At 58.4% G+C, this 21,027-nt stretch carries 17 protein-coding genes; 16 read left to right on the plus strand and 1 reads right to left on the minus strand.

The genetic code is table 11. The features are described from left to right. Window positions 1–883: 883 nt before the first annotated feature. From C7S18_RS06305 to C7S18_RS06350, 11 genes are all read left to right on the plus strand, one after another. Complete coding sequence (locus C7S18_RS06305) at window positions 884–3,733, plus strand: penicillin acylase family protein (RefSeq protein WP_106890760.1); 2,850 nt, start codon at window positions 884–886, stop codon at window positions 3,731–3,733. A 157-nt stretch (window positions 3,734–3,890) separates the two neighbouring features. After that, complete coding sequence (locus C7S18_RS06310; protein ID WP_146151791.1) at window positions 3,891–4,469, plus strand: hypothetical protein; 579 nt, start codon at window positions 3,891–3,893, stop codon at window positions 4,467–4,469. A 51-nt stretch (window positions 4,470–4,520) separates the two neighbouring features. Then, on the plus strand, window positions 4,521–4,670 hold the full coding sequence (locus C7S18_RS24420) for a hypothetical protein (protein WP_170113145.1): 150 nt from the start codon (window positions 4,521–4,523) through the stop codon (window positions 4,668–4,670). A gap of 117 nt (window positions 4,671–4,787) precedes the next feature. Continuing rightward, window positions 4,788–5,246, plus strand: a complete 459-nt coding sequence (locus C7S18_RS06315) for a YcxB family protein (protein ID WP_146151792.1) — start codon at window positions 4,788–4,790, stop codon at window positions 5,244–5,246. Window positions 5,247–5,295: 49 nt separating this feature from the next. After that, entirely contained in the window at window positions 5,296–5,619 is a 324-nt protein-coding gene (locus C7S18_RS06320) for a hypothetical protein (protein ID WP_146151793.1), read from the plus strand. Window positions 5,620–5,807: 188 nt separating this feature from the next. Continuing rightward, on the plus strand, window positions 5,808–6,104 hold the full coding sequence (locus C7S18_RS06325) for a hypothetical protein (protein WP_106890764.1): 297 nt from the start codon (window positions 5,808–5,810) through the stop codon (window positions 6,102–6,104). A gap of 556 nt (window positions 6,105–6,660) precedes the next feature. Then, entirely contained in the window at window positions 6,661–7,422 is a 762-nt protein-coding gene (locus tag C7S18_RS06330) for a tetratricopeptide repeat protein (protein ID WP_206207985.1), read from the plus strand. 307 nt (window positions 7,423–7,729) lie between these two features. Next, entirely contained in the window at window positions 7,730–9,052 is a 1,323-nt protein-coding gene (locus C7S18_RS06335) for an amidohydrolase (protein ID WP_106890766.1), read from the plus strand. Window positions 9,053–9,230: 178 nt separating this feature from the next. Beyond that, window positions 9,231–9,536 (plus strand): hypothetical protein, encoded by a 306-nt coding sequence (locus C7S18_RS06340; protein ID WP_106890767.1) that lies wholly within the window; start codon window positions 9,231–9,233, stop codon window positions 9,534–9,536. Between the two features lie 429 nt (window positions 9,537–9,965). Continuing rightward, window positions 9,966–10,424: an SRPBCC family protein gene (locus tag C7S18_RS06345; RefSeq protein ID WP_106890768.1), complete on the plus strand. Its 459-nt coding sequence runs from the start codon at window positions 9,966–9,968 to the stop codon at window positions 10,422–10,424. Between the two features lie 223 nt (window positions 10,425–10,647). Beyond that, window positions 10,648–11,136, plus strand: coding sequence for a hypothetical protein (locus C7S18_RS06350; protein WP_146151794.1), 489 nt, complete (start codon window positions 10,648–10,650; stop codon window positions 11,134–11,136). Between the two features lie 142 nt (window positions 11,137–11,278). Here C7S18_RS06350 and C7S18_RS06355 read toward each other — a convergent pair whose 3' ends face one another. Further along, a complete protein-coding gene (locus C7S18_RS06355; RefSeq protein WP_106889619.1) occupies window positions 11,279–12,283 on the minus strand; it encodes an IS5 family transposase in 1,005 nt (334 codons plus the stop codon). Between the two features lie 208 nt (window positions 12,284–12,491). On the opposite strand from C7S18_RS06355, the gene C7S18_RS24425 reads away from it, so the two are divergent. The 5 genes from C7S18_RS24425 (at window position 12,492) to C7S18_RS06380 (ending at window position 20,599) form a co-directional block, all read left to right on the plus strand. Further along, window positions 12,492–12,956, plus strand: coding sequence for a hypothetical protein (locus C7S18_RS24425; protein ID WP_106890770.1), 465 nt, complete (start codon window positions 12,492–12,494; stop codon window positions 12,954–12,956). An 85-nt stretch (window positions 12,957–13,041) separates the two neighbouring features. Beyond that, the gene (locus C7S18_RS06365) at window positions 13,042–16,395 is read left to right on the plus strand and encodes an nSTAND1 domain-containing NTPase (protein WP_206207986.1); all 3,354 of its coding nucleotides are present in this window, start codon (window positions 13,042–13,044) and stop codon (window positions 16,393–16,395) included. 146 nt (window positions 16,396–16,541) lie between these two features. After that, the gene (locus C7S18_RS06370; protein ID WP_106890772.1) at window positions 16,542–16,817 is read left to right on the plus strand and encodes a hypothetical protein; all 276 of its coding nucleotides are present in this window, start codon (window positions 16,542–16,544) and stop codon (window positions 16,815–16,817) included. A 785-nt stretch (window positions 16,818–17,602) separates the two neighbouring features. Continuing rightward, entirely contained in the window at window positions 17,603–18,022 is a 420-nt protein-coding gene (locus C7S18_RS06375; protein ID WP_106890773.1) for a helix-turn-helix domain-containing protein, read from the plus strand. A gap of 492 nt (window positions 18,023–18,514) precedes the next feature. Next, on the plus strand, window positions 18,515–20,599 hold the full coding sequence (locus C7S18_RS06380) for an RCC1 domain-containing protein (protein WP_425481118.1): 2,085 nt from the start codon (window positions 18,515–18,517) through the stop codon (window positions 20,597–20,599). Window positions 20,600–21,027 lie beyond the last annotated feature (428 nt).

Here is a 21,027-nt window from a genome sequence, read left to right on the forward strand (position 1 = left end):
GCAACGAAATCCTCAACGAGCAGCGCTCGAATGACGTCTCACCCCGCCATCGAGCAGACCGGCAGCAAGCTGCGATGTGCCGCTGCCGCTCATGTCGAACGCTAGGCCTCGCAGAGGTCGTCAGTTGGATCATGTCGCGCTGGGAGGCCAAGTGCGTTTCTGGCTGTCACGCGTTGTGGCCCCAACTTGGTATTGCGATAACGCCCCGTCCAATAGCTCGATAACGTCGAGCGCCAGTCGAATTTGCAAGATGCCCTTGGCGTAGCACTTACCTTGACGTCGCCGCAATTCCAAGAACGATGTGCTGGGGAGCCTCTGAACGTCTTCAAAGGCTCCCTGAGGCACGTGATCTCGCCAAACCCGCACTGTTCTCGCGTCAATCGCTCGCGCTGGCACAGGTCACCGATAACATACGGGTCGGGGGCGCTGAGTATGTAGTAAGCGGCCGCACAGCGGAAATGTCGATCGCTTCCGAAAACCTCGGCCTCACGCCCAAGTCGCCATCGACCATTTGCTACCGTGGTTGGAACGCAAAATTTGAAGCCGCAGGCTTGAGATTGAATGCGGGAGCCTGATGGGTGTTCGGTAGGTCGTCGCCTGGAGCGCACTCGGCACATCGAGTCAATGCACACAAGATCGCGACGCTGCAAGCAGCGCCGTTGCGACTTTCGTATGGATTCAAGATCGGATTTTCTTGCTGCACGGACGCTGAACCACTCTAGTCCTGATTGATTGACGGCGGTAGGTGGTTACGAGATACCCAATGTGGTCAAGCGGAAATGCGCTTGATCAAATTCATCTCCCGGCTTGGTCCGATCGAATCGGCTTCGGGGGCGCGTAACGTTGTCGACCCGTTTGCGGGGACCAAATTCGGAGGCATGACATGCAAGTCGCTCGATTGAAACCAAGACGTAACCATTTTGCGCTGTCGGCGCTGGCGCTGGCTGTTGTCACCAGCATCGCGTCTGCGACAACGCCGATCGCGGCACCGGGTATGCGCGAGCCGGGGTTGGTCAGCTTCTCGGCGGGTCAGATCCCGTTGATTCAGGCACAGAACGACTATGACGCCGCCTACATGCTCGGGTACGTTCATGCCCGCGACCGCTTCTTCCAAATGGATGTATTGCGACGTACGGCGAGTGGCACCTTGGGTGAGCTCGTTGGTGCATCGGCATTGGCCAGCGATGTGCAGTTGCGGACCCTGGGTTTGCGCCGCGCTGCACAGGCGACTTGGTCGGGCATGAACGACGAGATGCGCGGCGTGCTCAAGGCGTACACGGATGGGGTCAACAACTGGTTGCGGCCTGGGCAACTGCCTCCAGAATACTCGGTGCTGGAGTTGACCCGGGCCGAGCCTTGGACCCCAGTCGACTCGATCGTGATCGGCAAGATCCTGGCATTTCAGTTGAGCTTCGATCTCGATGTCGACTACACGATTCGTTTGGGCGCCTATCAGCGAGCCGGTGCAGCGAGCGGGTTCAACGGCTCGGCCTTGTTCTTCGAAGACACGCATCGCGTGCAACCATTCGATGACCGAGTATCGATCACGGCTCCCGATGGCACCACAGCGGCAAAGGTCGACGCGGCACCGTTCTGGGAATCGATGCCGATGCTGGACACCGAGACCGTGGCATTGGCTCAGAAGCTCAAAGACAGCGTCAGCAACAATCCGGTCATTGCGCCGCATTTGCGGCCGCGCGAAAACCGTGCGGGCAGCAATTGGTGGATGATTCATGGCAGCAAGACGGCCAGTGGCAGCCCGATTCTCGCCAATGACCCGCATTTGTCTTTAGGGCTGCCGGCGGTCATGCATCAAGCGCACATCATCTCTCGTGACCCGCGCTATCCGCAGCCGATGAATGTGTCAGGCCTGGCGCCGCCTGGTACGCCAAACATTCTGCTGGGCTGCACCGAGGCGTTTTGCTGGGGGCTGACCACCAATCCTTTGGATGTCACTGACGCTTATCAGGAACGGTTTGTCTTGAACACGTTTGGGCTCCCCACCCATACGATCTTTCAAGGTCGGCCCGAGCCGGTGACGTGGACCTTTCAGAGCTACTTTCTGAATCAACTTGATGGCGTCAACGACAATGTGGCGCGGACGAATTCGATCGGCTTCACCAATGGTGGCGTCACGATCACCGTGCCGCGGCGGAACAACGGCCCGGTCCTGAGCATCAATAACGATAGTGGCGTGTCGGTGCAGTACACCGGCTGGGGTCCGACCTTTGAGCTGGATGCGATTCGCCGCATCAATCGGGCAACCAATCTGAACGAGTTCCGGGACGCACTGGACTATTTTGACGTTGGTTCGCAGAACTTCGCCTATGCCGGACGTGACGGCACGATTGCTTATTACACTTCTGCTGAGATGCCGGTTCGCGAAGATCTGCAAGCCAACATCATTGATGGCACGCCACCGTTTATTCTTCGCGATGGCACTGGCGCTCGCAAGAACGAGTGGCTGTCGGTGGTGAATCCGCAGCCCAACCAGGCCGTCCCGTTCGAAATTCTGAAATCATCTGAAATGCCGCAAGATGTCAACCCGGCTTCCGGATATTTGGCGAATGCCAACAACGACCCAGTCGGCAACACGCTCGACAACAACGCCTTCAACCAATTGCGCGAAGGCGGGGGCCTGTACTACTTGAACTTTGGCTACTCGTCGCTGCGTCAAGGTCGTATTGACCGAATGATGCAATCGCTGTTGGCGCGCCCGGAGAAGGTCACGCTGGATGACATCAAGGCGACACAGGCGAACAACCAGATGCTGGATGCCGAACTCGTCTCGCCATTCTTGATTGCCGCATATCACAATGCGCTGCAGTCCAACTGGCCGGAATTAAAAGCCCTGGCCGAGAACCCCCGTGTCAAGGAATCGGTGGATCGAATCGCGGCGTGGGACTTTTCGACGCCGACGGGCATCGAGATTGGATACGACCCAGGTGATACCCCTGAGGGCGCGCCACCGACCGATACCGAGATCGCGCACTCAGTGGCGGCAACGCTGTTTGCGGTTTGGCGCGGGCAAGCCATCCGTGGCACGATCGACCGCACGCTGACGGAGGTCGGGCTTGAGAGCCATTTGCCGGGTAGCAGTGAAGCCTATGTGGCATTCAAACGATTGCTGGATACGTTTCCAACCCGACACGGAGTGGGTGCTTCAGGTTTGAACTTCTTTCAAGTCATCAATGCCCCCAATGCCGAGTCGGCGCGTGACTTCCTATTGCTGAAGGCCATGGCAGACGCGTTGACCCTGCTTGCTAGCGATGAGTTCGCCCCGGCATTTGCCAAGTCGACTCAGCTCAACGATTACCGTTGGGGCAAGTTGCATCGGATCGTCTTTGAGCATCCCCTGCATGGGCCGTTTGATATCCCAGGGCAAGGGGTTCACGGCTATCAAAATGTTGCAGAGAATCTGCCAGGATTCGCTCGTGCGGGCGGGTATGAAAGTGTCGACGCGTCCAGTCATAGTGCGCGTGCCGACACCCTGAACGACTTCATGTTTAGCTCTGGCCCGGCGCGCCGATTCGTTGGCGAAATGACGCCGCTGATTCATGCCGAGCAAATCTACCCAGGCGGGCAGAGTGGTGATCTCAGATTCCCAGCCTATACCTCGCAGTTGACCAAGTGGCTGATCAATCAATATGAGCCACTGTACATCGATGAGGCTGAGCATCAGTCGCAGGTGAGCGGCGAGTTTGTTTTGCCGTTCGATCCCACCTTGCGTTGAACATTCGATTCCAGATTAATCTGCCCTCGATCAGGGCGGCTAGGTTCTGGCGCAGGTTTGTGCGCAGGCTGCAGGAGTCTGCAGCCTGAATCGGTCAATGGTGTTGAAGCATGCGCCGCTCGCGGTGCATACTGGACGCTTGGCGACCCGGATGAACATGAGTCAACGCGACACTCTCGTAGAAGCGGTCAAGCGCGTCGTCGACATCCTTGAGTCGAAGCCGCAGGACGTCTCGGGGACGATCTACCTCACGACACAGCAGCCGCTCAAGGAACTGGTGGAGCCGCTATGGCACTACCATAGGGGCCGTTTTCCGCATCTTCGGCATGTCGCGCTCCTTTTTGCAGCGGGCGGCCCACTCGAGCAAGTCGCTACCCGGAATGGGTGGCGCTCACCGTTCGAGCGGTCCCAGGCCGCAGTTCTCAAATCCTTCCAGGCACTTAACCGCGTCCGGTACTTCGGTTCTGAAGATCCGGTTGAGCTCGGAGATCGCGTCAGCCTGCGGGTTATGTTCCGAAGACGCATTGGCCGGGTTGCCTACCTTCCCGGCGTCTCGCCCGAGAATCCAGAGATCGACTTTGGGGGCATTTTTCGAGTCGGAATCGACTGTCCGGGTTTCTTTGTCTCATGTCATGTGGATCCAGATTTTCTCGAACTTAAGAAAGGAATCACGTTGGTTGCGCGCGACCCGCTTGACGTACCGCCAGTTCCACCAGACGATGCGTTCAACGCTTGATGTCGGCGGCAGGTCTCTCAACCCGTCACTGGCGCGGATTCTCTGCACAGAATGCTGACTGCCATCGCCCCGCTCACGTCACTGAATCGCATGTGGAATCAGGCAAATCCGAAGGAACTGCCTATTGCGATGCAGGTGGTGTGGCTCTGCGGCTACATCGACAGCCATGCGCGTGGATGTCCAGTCAAAGCACGCAATTGAGCGGAAAGCCGGCTAAAGTTGGCCCATCGACCGTTGGCGGTCGGCTGCTGCTTGATTCGTACGTTAGGCTTCCCTATGGCAATTGTGGTCCACTTTACGCCCCGTCGCGCCGACCTGGTGGCTGCCAGCCTGGCCGGGCTGCGCGCACGTCCTGTGATCGCCGCAATTGGCGCGCTTTTCTTCATTGCGCTTCCCTGGATCGCGGCAATCGTGAGCTGCATCGCCCTCGCTCAGGGCAAAGCCGTATCCGTCTTGACCATTGCGATATTTGTCGCGGTTCCTCCCCTATTCACGGCCGGCATGCTGCTGATGCCTTTTGTCTTGTTCGGGCGATCGCCCGCATTGCTCGGACCGCATCGCTACGAGTTCTCTGACGAGCAGATGACATTCGTTGGCCCTGCTTTCGACAACAAGCTTCAGTGGCAAATCGTGGACTGCTATGTGAGCTCGCGGTTGGGTATCTACCTGTTCGCGGGCAAGCTCCCGCTTGTCAGTATTCCAAAGCGAGCAGTCGACCCTGCCGTGACCGAAGCGCTACACGAGCTCTTCGCGCGTAAGGGACTTCGTCAGATCTAATGCGACGAAGTCCAATTGTTTGTTGCAGCGGACGCAGGGGACTGCGTACGTGTCGTCCAACCAATGCGGCCCAGAGCCGCCAAACAAGGTGATTGGCTGTATGGCGAAGCTCGACGAATCTGGAGACCTCATCATCTCGCCCGGCGAGATCTACGAGGATTGTGCCTACCATCCGTGCCTCTGTATCGGTAAGGGCGACGGGCAGGTATGGGGTATTTCGCTCATCGATGGGTCGCAGCCGCGCACCTGCGATCTCCGGATGTGCGGTGTCCGCATCCTGAGCCTTGAAGAGGCTTGGGAGATCAAGTGCCATGGGCCAGCAGATGCAGAGGCCAAGGCCGAGTATCCACCGGAGCATCGTTGGTGGCGGTGAAGCAGCCTAACAATTCATCCAGGCCGAAGCCGCCTCGCGGTAGGGCCAAATTTGGGGAGTTCAACAGCATGTTCCGATTTGTTGGATTCGGACTAGTTATCGCCTTGCTCGGGCTCCATGCCGCTGCTGAGGAGAGCGGTTCGGTGTGCATCGCTTCTGTACCCGTTGCGACAGCGGGAACCAAGTCCATGGCAAACGATACTGCCAGTCCCGTGCCGTATGAATTCACCGTTTCGTTCGACGGTGGAGCGCCCGTATCCGTATTGCACGAAAAGCCGGTGTTGGTCGCAGCGCTAACGTTGGCGTCCAGTCACCGTGTCAAGATCAGGCAAGTAGGCAAGCCTGTGGCATCATTCTCATTCCGCTTTTCAGAATACAAGGGCAGCAACCTGTGCTTGTGGTTCAATCCGCTCTACGAGTCTTGGTCACTCAGTCCGCCTAGCGCCATGCGCTGGTGTCGCTGTGCTGACCAGCATGACGCCTGACCCTGCGGTCGAGTCGGTCGTCGGGATTGGGTGTCGTCTGATGCGGCCACGACTGGCCCTACGCGGACCAGTGGGGCGCAACGCGTCGATGCTTCGGGCGGGCCGCGCGTTGGGCTCAAGCGTTTGAACGCTGAGATGGAAATCGTCGGGATTGGATGCTTGCTTCTGGAGCAATGAGTCCGGACACGTGCCGGACTCATTGCGGGTCTGAAAGTCCAGGATGGACTTGTTCAGACCCTCCTTAGGCCATTTTCAGCCGTCTCCGGAGTATGTGGAGCATCGTTCGCTCTTTCGTACTTGGACGACATGCGTCAACGAAGGTACCCTTTCTCGCCTTGACGAGTTTGCGCTTGAAATCAAGGCGCTCCGCATCTCGGTCACACTACAATCAGGCATGCCGGTCCCAATTCACGAGGTTCAAATCTATGATGATTCAGACATACTTCGGGTTGCAGTCCGGGTCGCGACAGATGTCAGTGGGGCAGGCGAGGTACAGCGCACTGGCTCTGCGTTCAGTCCGACCGCGCACCAGTTTATGTGTTGCCCTCGGCGTCTCATGGCGCTGCTCGTTTACGCTGCGTTGGGAGGCTTATCCATGACGGCACGGTTTCTGGCTTTGATCTGCTCACTGGTGCTGTCTGGCTACTGTCACACCCAAGTGCTCCAAAGTCCCGCCAGTGATTATCAGCGTGGTCGGCAACTCTTATGGGGCGACTCGGATGCGGAGAACAACAGTGAGGGGGTCGCGTATATCGCTGCGTCTGCCAACGCGGGTTACGCCGAAGGACAAGCCACCCTTGCACAGATGTATGAGATCGGGTTGTTCGTGAAGGTTGATCAAACCCAGGCTGCCCGTTGGGCCCAGGCGGCAGCGTCGCAACAGCATACAGCGTCGATGGTGAGGCTGGCCTTCTATTACTTGCACGGGACGGGTGTGCCACATGATTCCCTGAAAGCGAAGGCGTTGCTCGAGTCAGCTGCAGAGCTTGGAGACGCATCCGCCATGTCAAACTTGGGTGCACTCTATGGCATAGGGGATGGTGTTCCCAAGAACAACGAGCTTGCGGCTTCTTGGTACAGACGGGCGGCTGACCTTGGCAACGATCACGGCAAGTGGGGTCTGGCGCAAATGTACGTGCGGGGCCATGGTGTCCCACTGGACTATGGCGAGTGCTATTTTTGGGCGAGTCAGGTCGATGTCGCAATGAACCCACAAGCACCCTCACTGGTGAAGCTTTGCAAGAGCAAGCTGTCGCGAAAAGAACGGCGCGACATTGACAAGCGCGCCAAGGGTGACGTGACTGCGCCTTCCAACTAGGGAGACTCTGGCCTAGTTCAGAGTCGATGCGAGTCATGGCCGACGCGCCGAGAATCGATCACGCAAGTGCTTGATACTGGTGTGCTGAGTCCGGCCCCCGGCCTTCGTCGGGGCAGGCGATGGGCCGGTTACATTGCGGGTCTGAAAGCCCAGGATAGACTTATTCAGACCCTCCTAAGATGTGTTGCGGCAGACGCCGGGTGCCTTATACGCTACGACCTGCTTCCGCAGCCCGATTGCGCTGAACACGGTGTTAGGCCTCACAATTGGCATTCAAAGCTGACAGCACTTTCTCGCAAGGAGCTCCATGAGTCGCATCTTTCTGAGTCTTTTAATCGCAACACTGTCGGTCGTCCTCAATGCACGGGCGCAAACGGCGCCCGCGGGCGATGATGTCGGAGCAGCGCAAGTCGACGGGATCTACCCGGCTATTGAGCAGCTCTATAGGGATCTGCACAGCAATCCGGAGTTGGCGTTTCAAGAACATCGCACGGCGGCGACGCTCGCAGCGCGCGTCAAGGCATTGGGCTATGAGGTCACCACCGGTGTCGGTGGTACCGGTATCGTGGCAATATTGAAGAATGGGCCTGGGCCAGTTGTGATGTTGCGCACTGAGCTCGATGCGTTGCCGATGGCAGAAAAGACTGGACTGCCATTTGCGAGCACGGTGACGAGCAAGAACAACACCGGTGAAGTTGTCCCCGTCGCACACATGTGCGGACACGATATTCATATGGCGGCATGGGTTGGTACGGCAGAACTGATGGCCAAGAATCGCGAGCACTGGCAGGGCACACTGATGCTCGTCGGGCAGCCGGCCGAGGAGATCGTTTCCGGTGCCAACGCGATGATCCGCGATGGCTTGTTCACCCGGTTTCCGAAGCCCGACTACGCACTCGGGATACACGATGAGATGAGTCTGCCGGCCGGCGTCATCGGTTTTCATGCTGGCTATTTCCGCGCCAACTCGACCGGACTGGAAATGACGATCTACGGCAAAGGTGGCCATGGTGCGTTTCCGCAGAGTGCGATCGATCCTGTGGTCATCGCCGCGCGCATTGTCATTGGCCTGCAGACCGTGGTGTCGCGCGAGACGAATCCCATGGACCCCGCTGTGGTCACAGTGGGCAGCATCCATGGTGGCAGCGCCTCCAATATCATCCCCGACCAGGTGACGCTACAGATCACCGTGCGATCACTCGACCCCGCTGTGCAGAAGCGCCTGCTCGCCGCAATCGCGCGTCAAGCGAAAGGCGAAGCGCTTGCCGCGAACGCACCAAAGGAACCGCTGATCGAAACTCTGTCCAACACCGATGCGGTCTACAACGACCCCGATCTCGTCCAAAGCATGGTCGTCGCCGCCCGCGCCGAACTGGGTGCCGATCGCGTGGTTGAGATGCCCGCACAGATGGGCGGAGAAGACTTTTCTCAGTTCGGACTCGCAGGGGTGCGCATCGTGTTGCTCCATGTCGGTGCGGTCGATGCCGCGAAGCTGGATGCCTCACGCAAGTCAGGTGTGCCACTCCCGAGCGTGCATTCGCCGCTTTGGGCGCCGGAACACGAGCCGACGATCAAGGCGGCTATCAGAGCGGAGACCGCCATTCTGATGGATTTGCTCAAGAGCCCCTAAACTGGTTCAGACGCGACGCGGACCATGGATGGGCCGCCCAGAATCGAGCACGGAAGTGCTTGATTCTGGAGCATTGAGTCCGGACACTTGCCGGACTCATTGCGGGTCTGAAGGTCCAGGATGGACTCATTCATGCCCTCGCCAAATTCTCGGGTTAGATCATCAGGATGAAAAACACATGAGCTCACTGCACACTGCAATTCTCGGAATCTTCGTCGCAGCAGGTGTTCTATCCGGCTGCAGCAAAGATGAGCCGATTCCACTCAATGCAAGCGAGTGCGCGCAAATGAAGGAGAAGCAGCAAAAGATGATGCTGGCCGAGATTAAGCAGGAATATCAGACCGGTCTCGAAGGGGCCAAGGTCGAAGTGCAAATTGACTGCAATAATCTAGACAAACATGCGCGCATGAACTATGAGTGCACCATGTCTTCGGACACCATGGAAGAATTCGGCAAGTGTCAAGCTGAGAACTACAGTCCATAAGCGCTGTGCTCAACCAATCATTGCAAGGGAGTTCCAAGGCAATGTGCGCAAGGATGCAGACTTTGAGTGGCAGGCAAGCGCCCCTTGCTTCGTTTCCTCCGATACTCAGGCGTCGGAACGTGAAATCGCAAGGGGTGACTGGACACAGGGATAACTGGACATGCGTTACTCGTCCAGAAGGTCGAAGTGGCTCGAACGCCCAGCCACGGAACGCGGTCAACCTGCTCCAGGCCCGTGAACGAGCCGTTCCGCCAAACCATGCTGGCCACTCAAACTGACCGATCGGCTCGAAGGCTTCTTCTGTACTCCAATGGCCAATGTGTACTGGAGCGTCGGAGAGGCCCATTAATTTCGTCCAGGCGGATGCCAACACGCGGTGCGGCATTACTCAGGCAATAGGCTGTACAACCAACAAACCAGGCGATCATCATGGCTACCTTGAATCACATTCAATTCGAAATCACGATCAACGCTGCAGCTGATGTTGTTTGGCAGCACATCACCGCTCTGGAGAGCTACAAGTACTGGACTTCAGCGTTTGCGGAAGGATCGTACTTCCAGGGATCGTGGGAAGTAGGATCGAGAATCCTGTTCCTGGCTCCTAGCGGAGACGGAATGGTCTCTGAGATTGCTGAGAGCCGCAGGAACGAGTTCCTTTCGATCCGCCATCTTGGAATGCTCTCCAACGGTACGGAAGACACAACGAGCGAGGCGGTGCGTTCCTGGGCGCCAGCTTATGAGAATTACACGCTTCAGGCCATAAATGGCGGCACACGAGTCGTGATAGACCAAGACGTTCCTGCGGAGTGGGCGGATCATTTGAGTCAGTCATGGCCTAAGGCACTCGGCATGTTGGCCGAGCTTTGCGAATCAAAGCGTGTTGCTTAAGAGCATGCGCCGCAGACGTGTAGTGGGCTGAGCGCGTCTGCAGGGTACGATCCGAACCAATACGGCAAGCAAATTGAGCTAGGTGTGCGGTGCGCTGGCTTTGCCTCGATTCCTGGCATGCCAACGACGTGGTCGGTTCGTCCAGTTCGGTGCTGTCCGGACCACTCAGGCGGGTCTGAATCAGTCCATCTTGGATGTTCAGACTCGCACAGAGTCTGACGCATTGTCTGCGCTGGCGAAGGTCGAGGTTTCGGCGCCAGTGACCACCATTCCCGCATTGGCCAGGACGGGCGTAGTGGCTGTCGTTTCAGCGATTGCTGCGGCCTTGCGTTGGCATGCGGTCTCATTGGTCTTCCGGGGAACCATTCCTGACAATCAAAGTCTGTGGGATGTGATTTGCCTGGAATCTCAAGGTTTGAAAGCGTCTGAGATCGTTGCAGTGATTGTCTTGACTTCGATGCTTGATGTCGCCGCGGTGCTTCTGTGGTTGAACACGGCTGGCTGCCCTAAGATCGGGAAGTCAGACGCAACACGACAAGTGTTGATTGCTGCTTGTATGCGTATCGACACGTTCCTGCAGGATTGCCCAACTGCGCGTGCTGACTTTGACTTGGGTGAGCTCATCAGAAGTGCTCGAAGTTGTGCAAAGGCTCCCTACGCGGCGCCTGGATCGTTGCTCGATATGTGGGGTACGCCGTTAGGGAGGGTCTGAACAAGTCGGTTTTTGGCGATGGATTCCGTCCTCCGGATTCTCAGGCGGGTTTCGGTCGGTGATCCGTTAAGTATCCTTCCTAATCGGTATCGTTCTTCACTTGGGAAAGCGGTTCTGGCGCTACTTTGCCCCTCTTTCGTGATCAGCTCGCGAACTTCGGGCGCAACTCCCCTGCAGTTTCAAGTAGCACTTTTCTGACACGATGCAAATTGGCCAGCGCGAACAGGGTGACGATGTGACTGGTGTTCTTGGCCAATCCCTTGAAGCGCGCCTTGTTGTACCCAAAGAAGCACTTCACCTTCTGAAACGCATGCTCGACTCGCGCGCGAACCTGCGCCTTCCTACGCTCGATCTTCACGATATTGCTCTTTGCCCGACCTTCTTCCATCGCCTTGATCGCGCTTCGGCGCATCGCAATCCTCCACTCAGGGAAGCGCTGCTTGCGCGGATGGTTCTCGCGCATGTTTTTGTCGGCGCCCTGGTAGCCCGCATCTGCCCATACTGTCTCTTCCTTGCCGTGCAGCAGGCTTTCAACGTGATCAACATCGGCATCATTGGCTGCCGACGTCACCACTGTGTGGACCAGACCACTGTCAGCATCCACGCCAATATGCGCCTTCATGCCGAAGTACCACTGGTTGCCCTTCTTCGTCTGGTGCATCTCAGGATCCCGCTCACCGTCTGAGTTCTTCGTCGAACTCGGTGCCGCGATGATCGTCGCATCGACGATCGTGCCACGCTTCAGCAGCAAGCCCTTGCGCGACAAATGACCGTTGATCCGCTCCAGTATCGACGAAGCCAAATCATTCGTCTCAATCAGACGCCGAAAGTTCAGGATCGTCGTCTCGTCTGGAATGCTGCCGCTCAGCGTCAGACCGGCAAAGTTCCGAATCGACACGATCTCATACAGCGCTTCTTCCATCGCCGGATCGCTCAACCCAAACCAGTTCTGCATCAGGTGAACCCGGAGCATCACTTCAACGGGGTACGGGCGACGGCCGCGACCGGCGACCGGATAAACCGACTCAATGTCCTTCAGCAATGCTGCCCACGGCACGACTTGCTCCATCTCGGCTAGGAATACCTCCCGACGCGTCTGCTTCTTCTTAGCCGCATATTCCGCGTCACCGAAACTCATCTGGTCCATGCTGAAATAACCTCGCCGCAACACCTGTATCTAACCAGAAATTGCGGGACTTGTTCAGACCCTCCTTAGTGCTGGCGGATGACGGCACGTCGATATTGATCGCGTCGAACGGTGCCGATACCAAGAGAGACTCATCGGATGACCTGAGGAGATCGTGCATTCGGTCTGCTTCGGTGGTTGGTGAGTCGCTGCAGTCGAATGGAGATCAATGAGCGTGCCAACATCATCGGAGCGATTGAAGCCGGACAATCCGTTTCGATTCGAGTGGAACGAAATGTCCTTTATTCAGGCTTTTCCGTTCCTGGTACTAACAGTGGCGTTCGGTTATCCGTTGATGTTCGGATTGGGCTGCGGCATTGGCAGGACACCGGAGCTTGCAACCCAACGGACCATGAGCGCGCTGTGTTTGCAGTTAGAGGCCGCTCGCGAGCCGTCACCTGTGCTGTGGCGGTCTGTGCCTGCGTGGCTGATCGATCAGAGTGAGCCAGTGAGCCTCCAGCCAGTGACGTCTTTAATCATGCCTAGCGCCCTTCGAGACAGCTGGAGCCAGCCTTTCATCATCTCGCTGCGCACCAATGGCGCGACCTTGATATCCATTGGACAGGATGCCATGGCAAACACTGCCGATGATCTCCGGGAAGAATGCCGGTTCGAACTCGCGGCTTCGTCGTAGCTCGCGAGCGTCAGCTGTTGCCAGCACATTCACCGCAGTGACATACTCGAAGCCAATACCACAGGGGCGGCCGAGGTCATTTGTCGTGCAACGCACCGACCGGATACAGACCCTATCGTCACGCTCGCGATTTCGCGTCGGCGCGGTCGCGGTGCAACCTGATTGCTTGACGGTGGTGGTCGAGGGCAGTGAGATTGCGTTGGAACCACGGGTCATGGAAGTGCTGGTGGCGCTGGCTGAGCATGCTGGCGAGGTGGTCAGCGCTGAGCAACTCCTGGTCGAAGTTTGGCGCGGTACGTTCTACGGCGACAACCCGGTGCACAAGGCGATCGCCCATTTGCGCAGGGTCTTTCAGGACGATGTCCGGTCGCCCAGGTTCATCGAAACCATCCGCAAACGTGGTTATCGGCTCGTCGCTGAAGTGCGGTTTCCGGGCGACTACCGCCGCGCCGCTTTGCAATTGGGTGATTGGGCAAGCTCCAATCCGTTCGTTGGTCTGAACTCGTTCGATCGTGACCATGCAAGTGTCTTCTGTGGACGGAGTCGCGCGACCGCTGACTTGCTGGCGGCGCTGCGCAGGCAGATCGAGACCCAGCAACGCTTGGTCCTGGTAGTGGGGGCCAGCGGCTGTGGCAAGTCCTCGCTGCTGCAGGCTGGTGTCCTGCCACTAATGTGCCAAGAGGGTGGCTTTGATGGCTTAGAAGCGCTGTCGACAGCGCATTGTGACCTGGCCGGTGTCGACGAAGCGGAGGCCATGCTGCGCTTGGCGCATGCTTTGTGTGATTGGCAGCTGGAAGAGCGACCAGTCTTTCTGCCGGACGCTCCGGAGCTGGCTGCGTCGTTGCGGGATTCCCCGGAAGCGGCCCCGAGTCTCGTCGATCACGCGTTCCGGCGCGTGGGCTCCCGCAAGCTGGCTGGATTGCCGTTCGCCCACTTGCTGCTGCTGATCGACCACGCCGAAGCGCTGGTGGTCGGTGGCGCAGAGTCTTCGGACCAGCGACGGTTGTTCATGCGGGCGGTACTTAGTCTGTGCGACTCGCCGAGAGTGCTTGTGGTGGTGGTGATTCGTAGCGACTTCTATCCTGGGTTCGTTGAGGCCTTTCCTGAGATTGCCGAGCGCAAGCAAGGCGATGGTCACGTGGATGTGCTATCGCCCCGGTCAGGCGAAATTGCGCAGATCATTCGCACGCCGGCTGCGTTGGCTGGACTCAGTTTTGAGGAAGACCCGGAGACGCGAGAGCGATTGGACGATGTGCTGCGCGATGCGGCAATCAGTCAAGTCGATGCATTGCCAATGTTGCAGCACACATTGCAGATTCTGTACGAGCGTCGTAGCGACGCTGGGATGCTGCGGTTCGATGTCTTTCGAGATATGGGCGGGCTGGAGGGGGCGCTGACCCATCAGGCCGAAGCGGCCTACACAGCGCTGAGCCAGGCGACCCAGGCCAGTCTGCCGGGGTTGTTCAGTAGAATGATTGTCCTGCAAACCGATAGCGATCGCGTCAGCGCGCGTTTGATCAAGTTGGCAGAACTAGATCTCCGCGCGCGCGAGTTGGCGGAAGCGCTGGTCCATGCACGACTGTTTGTCGCCGATCTGAGTGACAGTGAGTCGGTTCTGCGAGTCGCTCATGAAGCGCTGTTTCGGCAGTGGGGGCGGGCGCGCGAATGGACTCAGGAAAACCGCCGCCTGCTGCAAGCGAAGGCGCGACTGCAGCGAGCGGCGGATCGCTGGCTTGAGGAGGGGCGGGTGTTCGACCACTTACTCAACTCTGGGCGACCGCTGGACGACGCGCAGGAAGCGGCAAAGCGGTTACCGACTGATCTTCGATCGGAGGATTGGGCGTTTCTGGAAGCTTCAACAGCAATGGATCGGCGAAGACGTTGGTTGCGTCGTTCGGCAGTGCTCGGGCTTGGTCTGCTCACTGTGGTTGCGTTTGTTTCAGCAACGTTGGCAGTGCGCGCTCGCGATGACGCAGAGCGCCGCCGGGAGGCGGCCATGCAGTTGTCGGACTTCATGCTGGTCGATTTGGCCGACAAGCTGCGGCCGCTCGGTAACCTGGATTTGCTTGGCAGCATCAGCAGCAGAGCGCTGGCTGAAATTGAGCGACAACCCGAGTCGGCGATGCAGGTTGATGACCTGATCAATCGATCACGCGCCTTGCGCACAGTCGGTGAAGTCATGCACGAGCAGGCTAACTTGGCGGAAGCGGAGGCGGCTTTTACGCGTGCGAAGGCGGCGTCGTTGCTGGCGTTCAGCAAGGCACCAGACTCGCAGGCTGCTATCGAAGAGTATGGTATTGCGTCGTTCTGGCTTGGGAACTTTCATTTCCGCCAGTTCCAGTTAGACCAGGCTCTGGAACATTGGCGCGCCTATCTGCACACATCTGAGCTGCTCGTCGCCAAAGATCCGAAGAACCCCAATTGGCAGTTGGAGCTGTCTTATGCGCTAAATAGTTTGGGTGGTGTGATTCGTGATCAAGGTCGGGTCGCGGAGGCGATGACCTACTTCAAGCGATCGGCTGATATCAAGTCGCAGGTTCTTGCGTTGCGACCCGATGATGGGGGCCTGCGCTTCGACTTGGCCGATACGTTGTCTTGGCTTGCCAGTGCGCAAGAATCGGAAGGGCAGCTCACCGAAGCCGCTGCCGGCTTTGCTGAGCAAATCGCCATGCTTACCGCCTTGACTGAGCAGACGCCCGAGGCCCTGGTTTGGCAGCGTGGGTTGGCGACCGCACAGCTCAACAGCGCTCGGGTTGCATTGGCGCGCGGCCAGCTGGCAGAGGCCGGTACGCAGATTGCGGCGAGTATCAGTCGACTCAACAGGCTGATTGAGCGTGAGCCGGCCAATCGCGTTTGGGTTCGCGATCTGGCGATCGCGGAAATGCAGGCGAGTGAACTGGCGCTGCAAATGGGTCGGCTCGCTGACCGTCGCGAACATTCGCTGCGGGCGCAAGTTTGGATCGAACAGAATGAGCGGGCGGGCGATCCTTCCATTGCATTGCGACGATTGTCTGCTTTAAATCGGCAGGTATTGGCCGTGACACGTCCGGGTTCCATTGATGTAGAAGCCAGCAACGAAGCGATCGCTGATCTCGAACGAATTGCGAGTGACGCCGCCGGCAGTATGCCGGAGACCTTAGCGCTAGCAAGGGCGCTGCTGGGGCGAGGGCAAGCGTTGGCAGGCATCCAGGAATTGGAAGAGGCTGTGGCGAATTGGCAGCAGGTGCTCAAGGTACTCGGGCCCTCAGTCTCTGGTTCCCGGAACCCCGAGCTATTGGCAACCTGGGTCAGCGCCCATTGCTTGCTTGGTCGAACGCCCGATGCAGCGCCACAGCAAGCATTTCTCGCCAGCATTGGGTTCCGCATGCCGACTTATCTGTTGAACTGCTCTGGTGGCGTGGAACGGCATACGCCCGAAGCGATTGAGCGCGGACACTGAAGTGAGCCCAAGAGGGCGCTACGGTTGATTGAGGACACACCCACAATGGTCGCGTCGAACGGGACAAGAGTGGTCTCGTGAAGGGCATCGCCGGAGATGCCTGCGACAACTCACCATTTTCTCTTGCCTGACTATTGGAGATCGCTATGTCAAATCAAGTCCCTGGCGGCTGGTCCGCCTTCAGCTTCACCCTCACGCCGCAAGCCAAGGAAGTGTTTGCATCGGCGCTTTCAGATTGGACTGGGGCAGCCTATACGCCATTCGCTTTTGCATCCCAGGTTGTTGCGGGCGCGAACTACTGCTTTTTGTGCGAAGCGCAGTTCACGACCTACCCGACCACCGAGAACGCGGTACTGCTGTACGTCTTCGCACCACTGAGCGGGAAGCCGATCGTGCACAAGATTGTGCCAATCAGTCCTTGATGAGTGCGCTGATCGCACCGCTGGTGCGCTGATTCGCGGATCTAACGGTTGGCGACGATGCGTGATTGCTGGGGCGGCGCAGTGTGGCAAGTAGCCCTCTCCCACTCGCGTGGGAATCCAGCCGCCCATTTGGTACGCTTATTCGTGCATCAAACTGTCAGCGTCGATGCGCGATTTTCACGGCGGTGCAGTGTGGCAGGTAGCCCTCTCCAAAGCCCTCTCCCACTCGCGTGGGAGAGGGAGTCGGCTCCCTCCCCCGCGAGCGCGGGGGAGGGTCGGGGAGGGGGTTACTTGCGGTCAGAGTCATCGGCAACCGCAATTTCTTGGTTTGCAAAACCAATGGGTTACGGCGTGTTTGACGAGAGAATGATGCAGCTCTTGTCCATTCCGGCTTTCACCCCGGAACCGTTTCAAATCAGGGGCTGTCCCTCAAATCCGCAGGGGCAGACACGGGGGGCTGAGGGCAGACACGTGGGTCTGCCCCTACCAGACCGGTTTCGGTCCAAGGGACGCCACTCATCGGTCGCAGCGCAGACGCGCGGGGACGCACCGAATTGCCGCCTTCATCGAGCCGTTCTCCGATCAGGTTCAGAAAAGCGTCGATAAATCAACGATGTGAAAATCGGCAGGTTTCCGGAAGGAACCCCAAGACCGCCTTGAGCAGGATGGCGCTCCTGGCGTCGGGGCTGGCTAGCAGGCCGAAAGATTGGTACCTGATTGCAGCGCGCCGCCAGATCAGCGCCACGTGACAGCGATGGCAATAGGCCACGAACAGGAGAACTGCGATGACCGACGGATCATTTGAACGGCTTCAAGACTTTGGGATTGCTTCAGGTGCGGTTGAATCGGGACCAGCGCCGGTATCGGCATCGGTTAGGTTTGGCCTGATTGCCCATGTAATCGGCAAAGCCAAGAACTTGAGTGCCACGCGCCATAGTCACGTACTGCTTGACCGTTCCGGCCTCCGCAATTTGCGGCATAGCCGGCTGATGAGCCAGCAAGAATTGGCCGATGACTGCTGGCGGCGGAACATTCAGCTGTCGCTGACCACCATCAAGCGGGCTGAGTTGGGGCGCCCCGTAAGGTTTCGGATCGCACGGGAATTCGCACGATGTTTCGGTGTCACGGTGCTGGAGCTGATCCGGGTCAGTCCGTTGGAAGCTGGCGGGTCGTCGTGCAGCGACGCAATGCCAACGTCAGGCTAATGGAGAGGGTTGGTCCTGATTGTTGAAATTCGCGCTCATACCGGGATCTGGCCCATTGGGCGCGATTGTCAAAGCGCATGCCGCCGATCTTGTAGGCTCAAACAGTCCGACGTGCATCGATTCGGGGCATCGCGCATCGCTTGTCGCACTGTATCTTGCCGCCCAATAGTCTCAGTCGGTGGTGCGATGGAGTTGAGATATGATTTCAGATTCGCGCCCCCGGCCGCGGTCTGATGACTGCCGAATCGACTATCAAAATTCGCGCGGGAGGCAACCGATGAGGAAACGGCTGGGTTTCCCCTGGTTTGCGCAAATTGGTCTTGCTCTCTTCTTGATTCGATTGCAATGTTTATGACGTCACGGTTTCAATGTCGATTTGTGGTCTGCTTAGTGCTGGTTGCGTTGATTTCGGTTTATTCGAGAGAATCTGCGGCTGCGGGGAATCTGGTCGCAAGCAACGGATATACGTGTGCGATCACCGAAATAGGGACCATGCGCTGCTGGGGATCAAACTTCGCAGGTCGATTCGGGAATACGATCTATACCTCGAGCTCGGTTCCCGTCGCGGGACCACCGCTCAATGCAGTTCGGCAGATTGCCGCGGGACAGAATCATGCCTGCGCGCTTCTTGAGACCGGTACGGTCATGTGTTGGGGCGCAAACCTGTCAGGTCAGTTGGGAGACGGAACCGGGACCAACAGTGTGTTGCCTGTGCCGGTTTCGGGTCTTACTGATGTCGAGGAGATCACTGCTGGTGATCAATTCACCTGTGCGCGATTGCAAGACAAGACTGTGCGGTGCTGGGGTCGCAATGACCGCGGTGAAATCGGCACCGGTTTGTCGTTTGGGAGTTGGCTGCCCGTAGCAGTTTATGATTTGACCGAAGTTGAACAGATATCGACAAAGGCATCGCACACTTGCGCACGCAAGACCGATGGCGGGGTGTTTTGTTGGGGCGCGAATTCAGATGGAGCATTGGGCGACGGCAGCACGACGGATCGGCGCGCCCCAGTCGCCGTGCTCGGTCTGTCTGGAGTGCAGGAGATCGACGTTGGTGGATCGCATTCGTGTGCGCGTCTGCTGGATCGGAGTGTGCGCTGTTGGGGCGCTAACGCCAGCGGGCAACTCGGCAATGGTCAGACTGTTCGGAGCTTGGTGCCAGTGGCGGTCAGCGATATGGCGGGCGTCAGTGCGCTGTCAGCGGGGAATTCGCACACTTGCGCGCGTATGTTGGACACTTCGGTGCAGTGTTGGGGCTCCAACGCTTCGGGTGCTTTGGGGAACGGTACGACCATCAGTAGTTCGGTTCCAGTGGTAGTGCCGGGCCTCGTGGGAGTGACCGATATTGCGAGTGGTTGGGGGTACACGTGCGCACGTTTTGCCGATGCTCGGATCCGATGCTGGGGCTCGAATTACTCGGGCGAGCTCGGGAATGGCACGCGGCCTTACAGCGGCCAGCCGCAAGCAGTTGCAGGGTTGTCGCCAATCGGCACGGTTGGTGTGGGTGGCTGGCATACCTGTATGAGTCTGACTGACGGTACCGTTCGGTGCATGGGCCAGAACACGCTGGGCCAGCTTGGCAATGGCAACAATGCATCCAGCTCAATTCCTCAATTGGCCGCGGGCATCTCCGATGCGGTGTCGGTGGTCGCTGCCTATCGAGCAACTTGCGTGTTGCTTGCGGACGCCACGGTACGTTGCTTTGGCGGCAACTACAATGGTGCGCTCGGGAATGGTGTGCCCGCGCACAGTAATGTCGCGGTTCAAGTCTCGGGTCTGACCAACGTGGCCGAGGTTGCAGGTGGTTGGAACCACTTTTGCGCGCGGTTAGCAGAAGGCACGGTCAAGTGCTGGGGGCTTAATGACGACGGACAGGTTGGTAACGGCACGACGAATCTCGTCACGACGCCCGCAGGAGTGGCCGGTTTGATCGGTGTTGCCCAGATTGCCCTCGGGCATTACCACAGCTGCGCTCGACTCACCGATGGCAGCGTGAGGTGTTGGGGCGGCAATGCGCAGGGGCAACTTGGTACTGGCACGACCGACGCTAGTTTGGAGCCGATTCCGGTTCCGGGTCTGACTGGCGTGCGAGAGCTGACCGCAGGCGAAGACCATTCTTGTGCACTACTCGTCAACGGGACGGTTCGCTGCTGGGGAAGTGGTTTCCGGGGCCAACTTGGACAAGGCGCTTGGACCGACGAACTGTCGCCGACTGCGGTACCTGGGCTGACTAACGTCGTTGAAATTTCGGGCAGAGGTTATACGACTTGCGCGCGACTGCTGGATCAAACGGTTAAGTGCTGGGGCTTCAATCAGTACGGGCAGCTGGGCAATGGCATTGCCGGTGGTGGTACCAACGTGCCCGGAGCCGTGGTCGGCCTGGCCCATGTCAGAATGATCGACACCAACGAAGGCCACACTTGTGCGGTGCTCATGGACGACACGCTGCGCTGCTTTGGCCAGGGCGACTTCGGGCAGCTGGGTCCTGCAGTCAGGAGCTTTTTTGAGACGCCGCAGGATGTGGTTGGTTCGCCACTGATCTATTGGCATCGGGACGATTTCGAGTCGTTGCCATAGGAATGTTCGGGACGGCCGTGACTCGGTCGCGGTGATGCACGGGGGCCCGCCGCGGGAGCCGGTAACAGCGGTCCGAGGAGCCGTCCCTTGCTTCTTGCGTCGGGCAGCCTTCGGCATGGTCGGACACAATGCGCGGGACATTGACCCAACTCCCGAGTGCATCAGATACTCCCATCAGCAAACGCCTCACCAATACCTAACAGGCAATCGAATGCCAATTCTCTGGGTTGTAATCAGGATCATTGCGATCTGGCTGCTCGTTGCCGGGGCGGTCGGTACCGCATTGACAGGTGTCGACCTGTACTTGCTTTTATCCGGTCAAATTGTACCGGGCGAGCCGATTCACCCTGACCGCCTCGCGCCGTCTTACTTGCACAGTGTCCTCGCGCTGTCAGGTTCCTTGGCGGTTTTGGGTGCGTCGTCGCTGT

Source organism: Ahniella affigens (assembly GCF_003015185.1).
In the GTDB taxonomy this organism is placed as follows: Bacteria; Pseudomonadota; Gammaproteobacteria; order Xanthomonadales; family Ahniellaceae; genus Ahniella; species Ahniella affigens.

What these genes read in the sequence shown, in the direction of transcription:
- C7S18_RS06305 (WP_106890760.1), top strand. Translation starts at nt 884, where the DNA reads ATGCAAGTCGCTCGATTGAAACCAAGACGTAACCATTTTGCGCTGTCG.
- C7S18_RS06310 (WP_146151791.1), top strand. Translation starts at nt 3,891, where the DNA reads ATGAGTCAACGCGACACTCTCGTAGAAGCGGTCAAGCGCGTCGTCGAC.
- C7S18_RS24420 (WP_170113145.1), top strand. Translation starts at nt 4,521, where the DNA reads ATGCTGACTGCCATCGCCCCGCTCACGTCACTGAATCGCATGTGGAAT.
- C7S18_RS06325 (WP_106890764.1), top strand. Translation starts at nt 5,808, where the DNA reads ATGGCAAACGATACTGCCAGTCCCGTGCCGTATGAATTCACCGTTTCG.
- C7S18_RS06330 (WP_206207985.1), top strand. Translation starts at nt 6,661, where the DNA reads ATGGCGCTGCTCGTTTACGCTGCGTTGGGAGGCTTATCCATGACGGCA.
- C7S18_RS06335 (WP_106890766.1), top strand. Translation starts at nt 7,730, where the DNA reads ATGAGTCGCATCTTTCTGAGTCTTTTAATCGCAACACTGTCGGTCGTC.
- C7S18_RS06340 (WP_106890767.1), top strand. Translation starts at nt 9,231, where the DNA reads ATGAGCTCACTGCACACTGCAATTCTCGGAATCTTCGTCGCAGCAGGT.
- C7S18_RS06345 (WP_106890768.1), top strand. Translation starts at nt 9,966, where the DNA reads ATGGCTACCTTGAATCACATTCAATTCGAAATCACGATCAACGCTGCA.
- C7S18_RS06355 (WP_106889619.1), bottom strand. Translation starts at nt 12,283, where the DNA reads ATGGACCAGATGAGTTTCGGTGACGCGGAATATGCGGCTAAGAAGAAG.
- C7S18_RS24425 (WP_106890770.1), top strand. Translation starts at nt 12,492, where the DNA reads ATGAGCGTGCCAACATCATCGGAGCGATTGAAGCCGGACAATCCGTTT.
- C7S18_RS06370 (WP_106890772.1), top strand. Translation starts at nt 16,542, where the DNA reads ATGTCAAATCAAGTCCCTGGCGGCTGGTCCGCCTTCAGCTTCACCCTC.
- C7S18_RS06375 (WP_106890773.1), top strand. Translation starts at nt 17,603, where the DNA reads ATGACCGACGGATCATTTGAACGGCTTCAAGACTTTGGGATTGCTTCA.
- C7S18_RS06380 (WP_425481118.1), top strand. Translation starts at nt 18,515, where the DNA reads ATGCGCTGCTGGGGATCAAACTTCGCAGGTCGATTCGGGAATACGATC.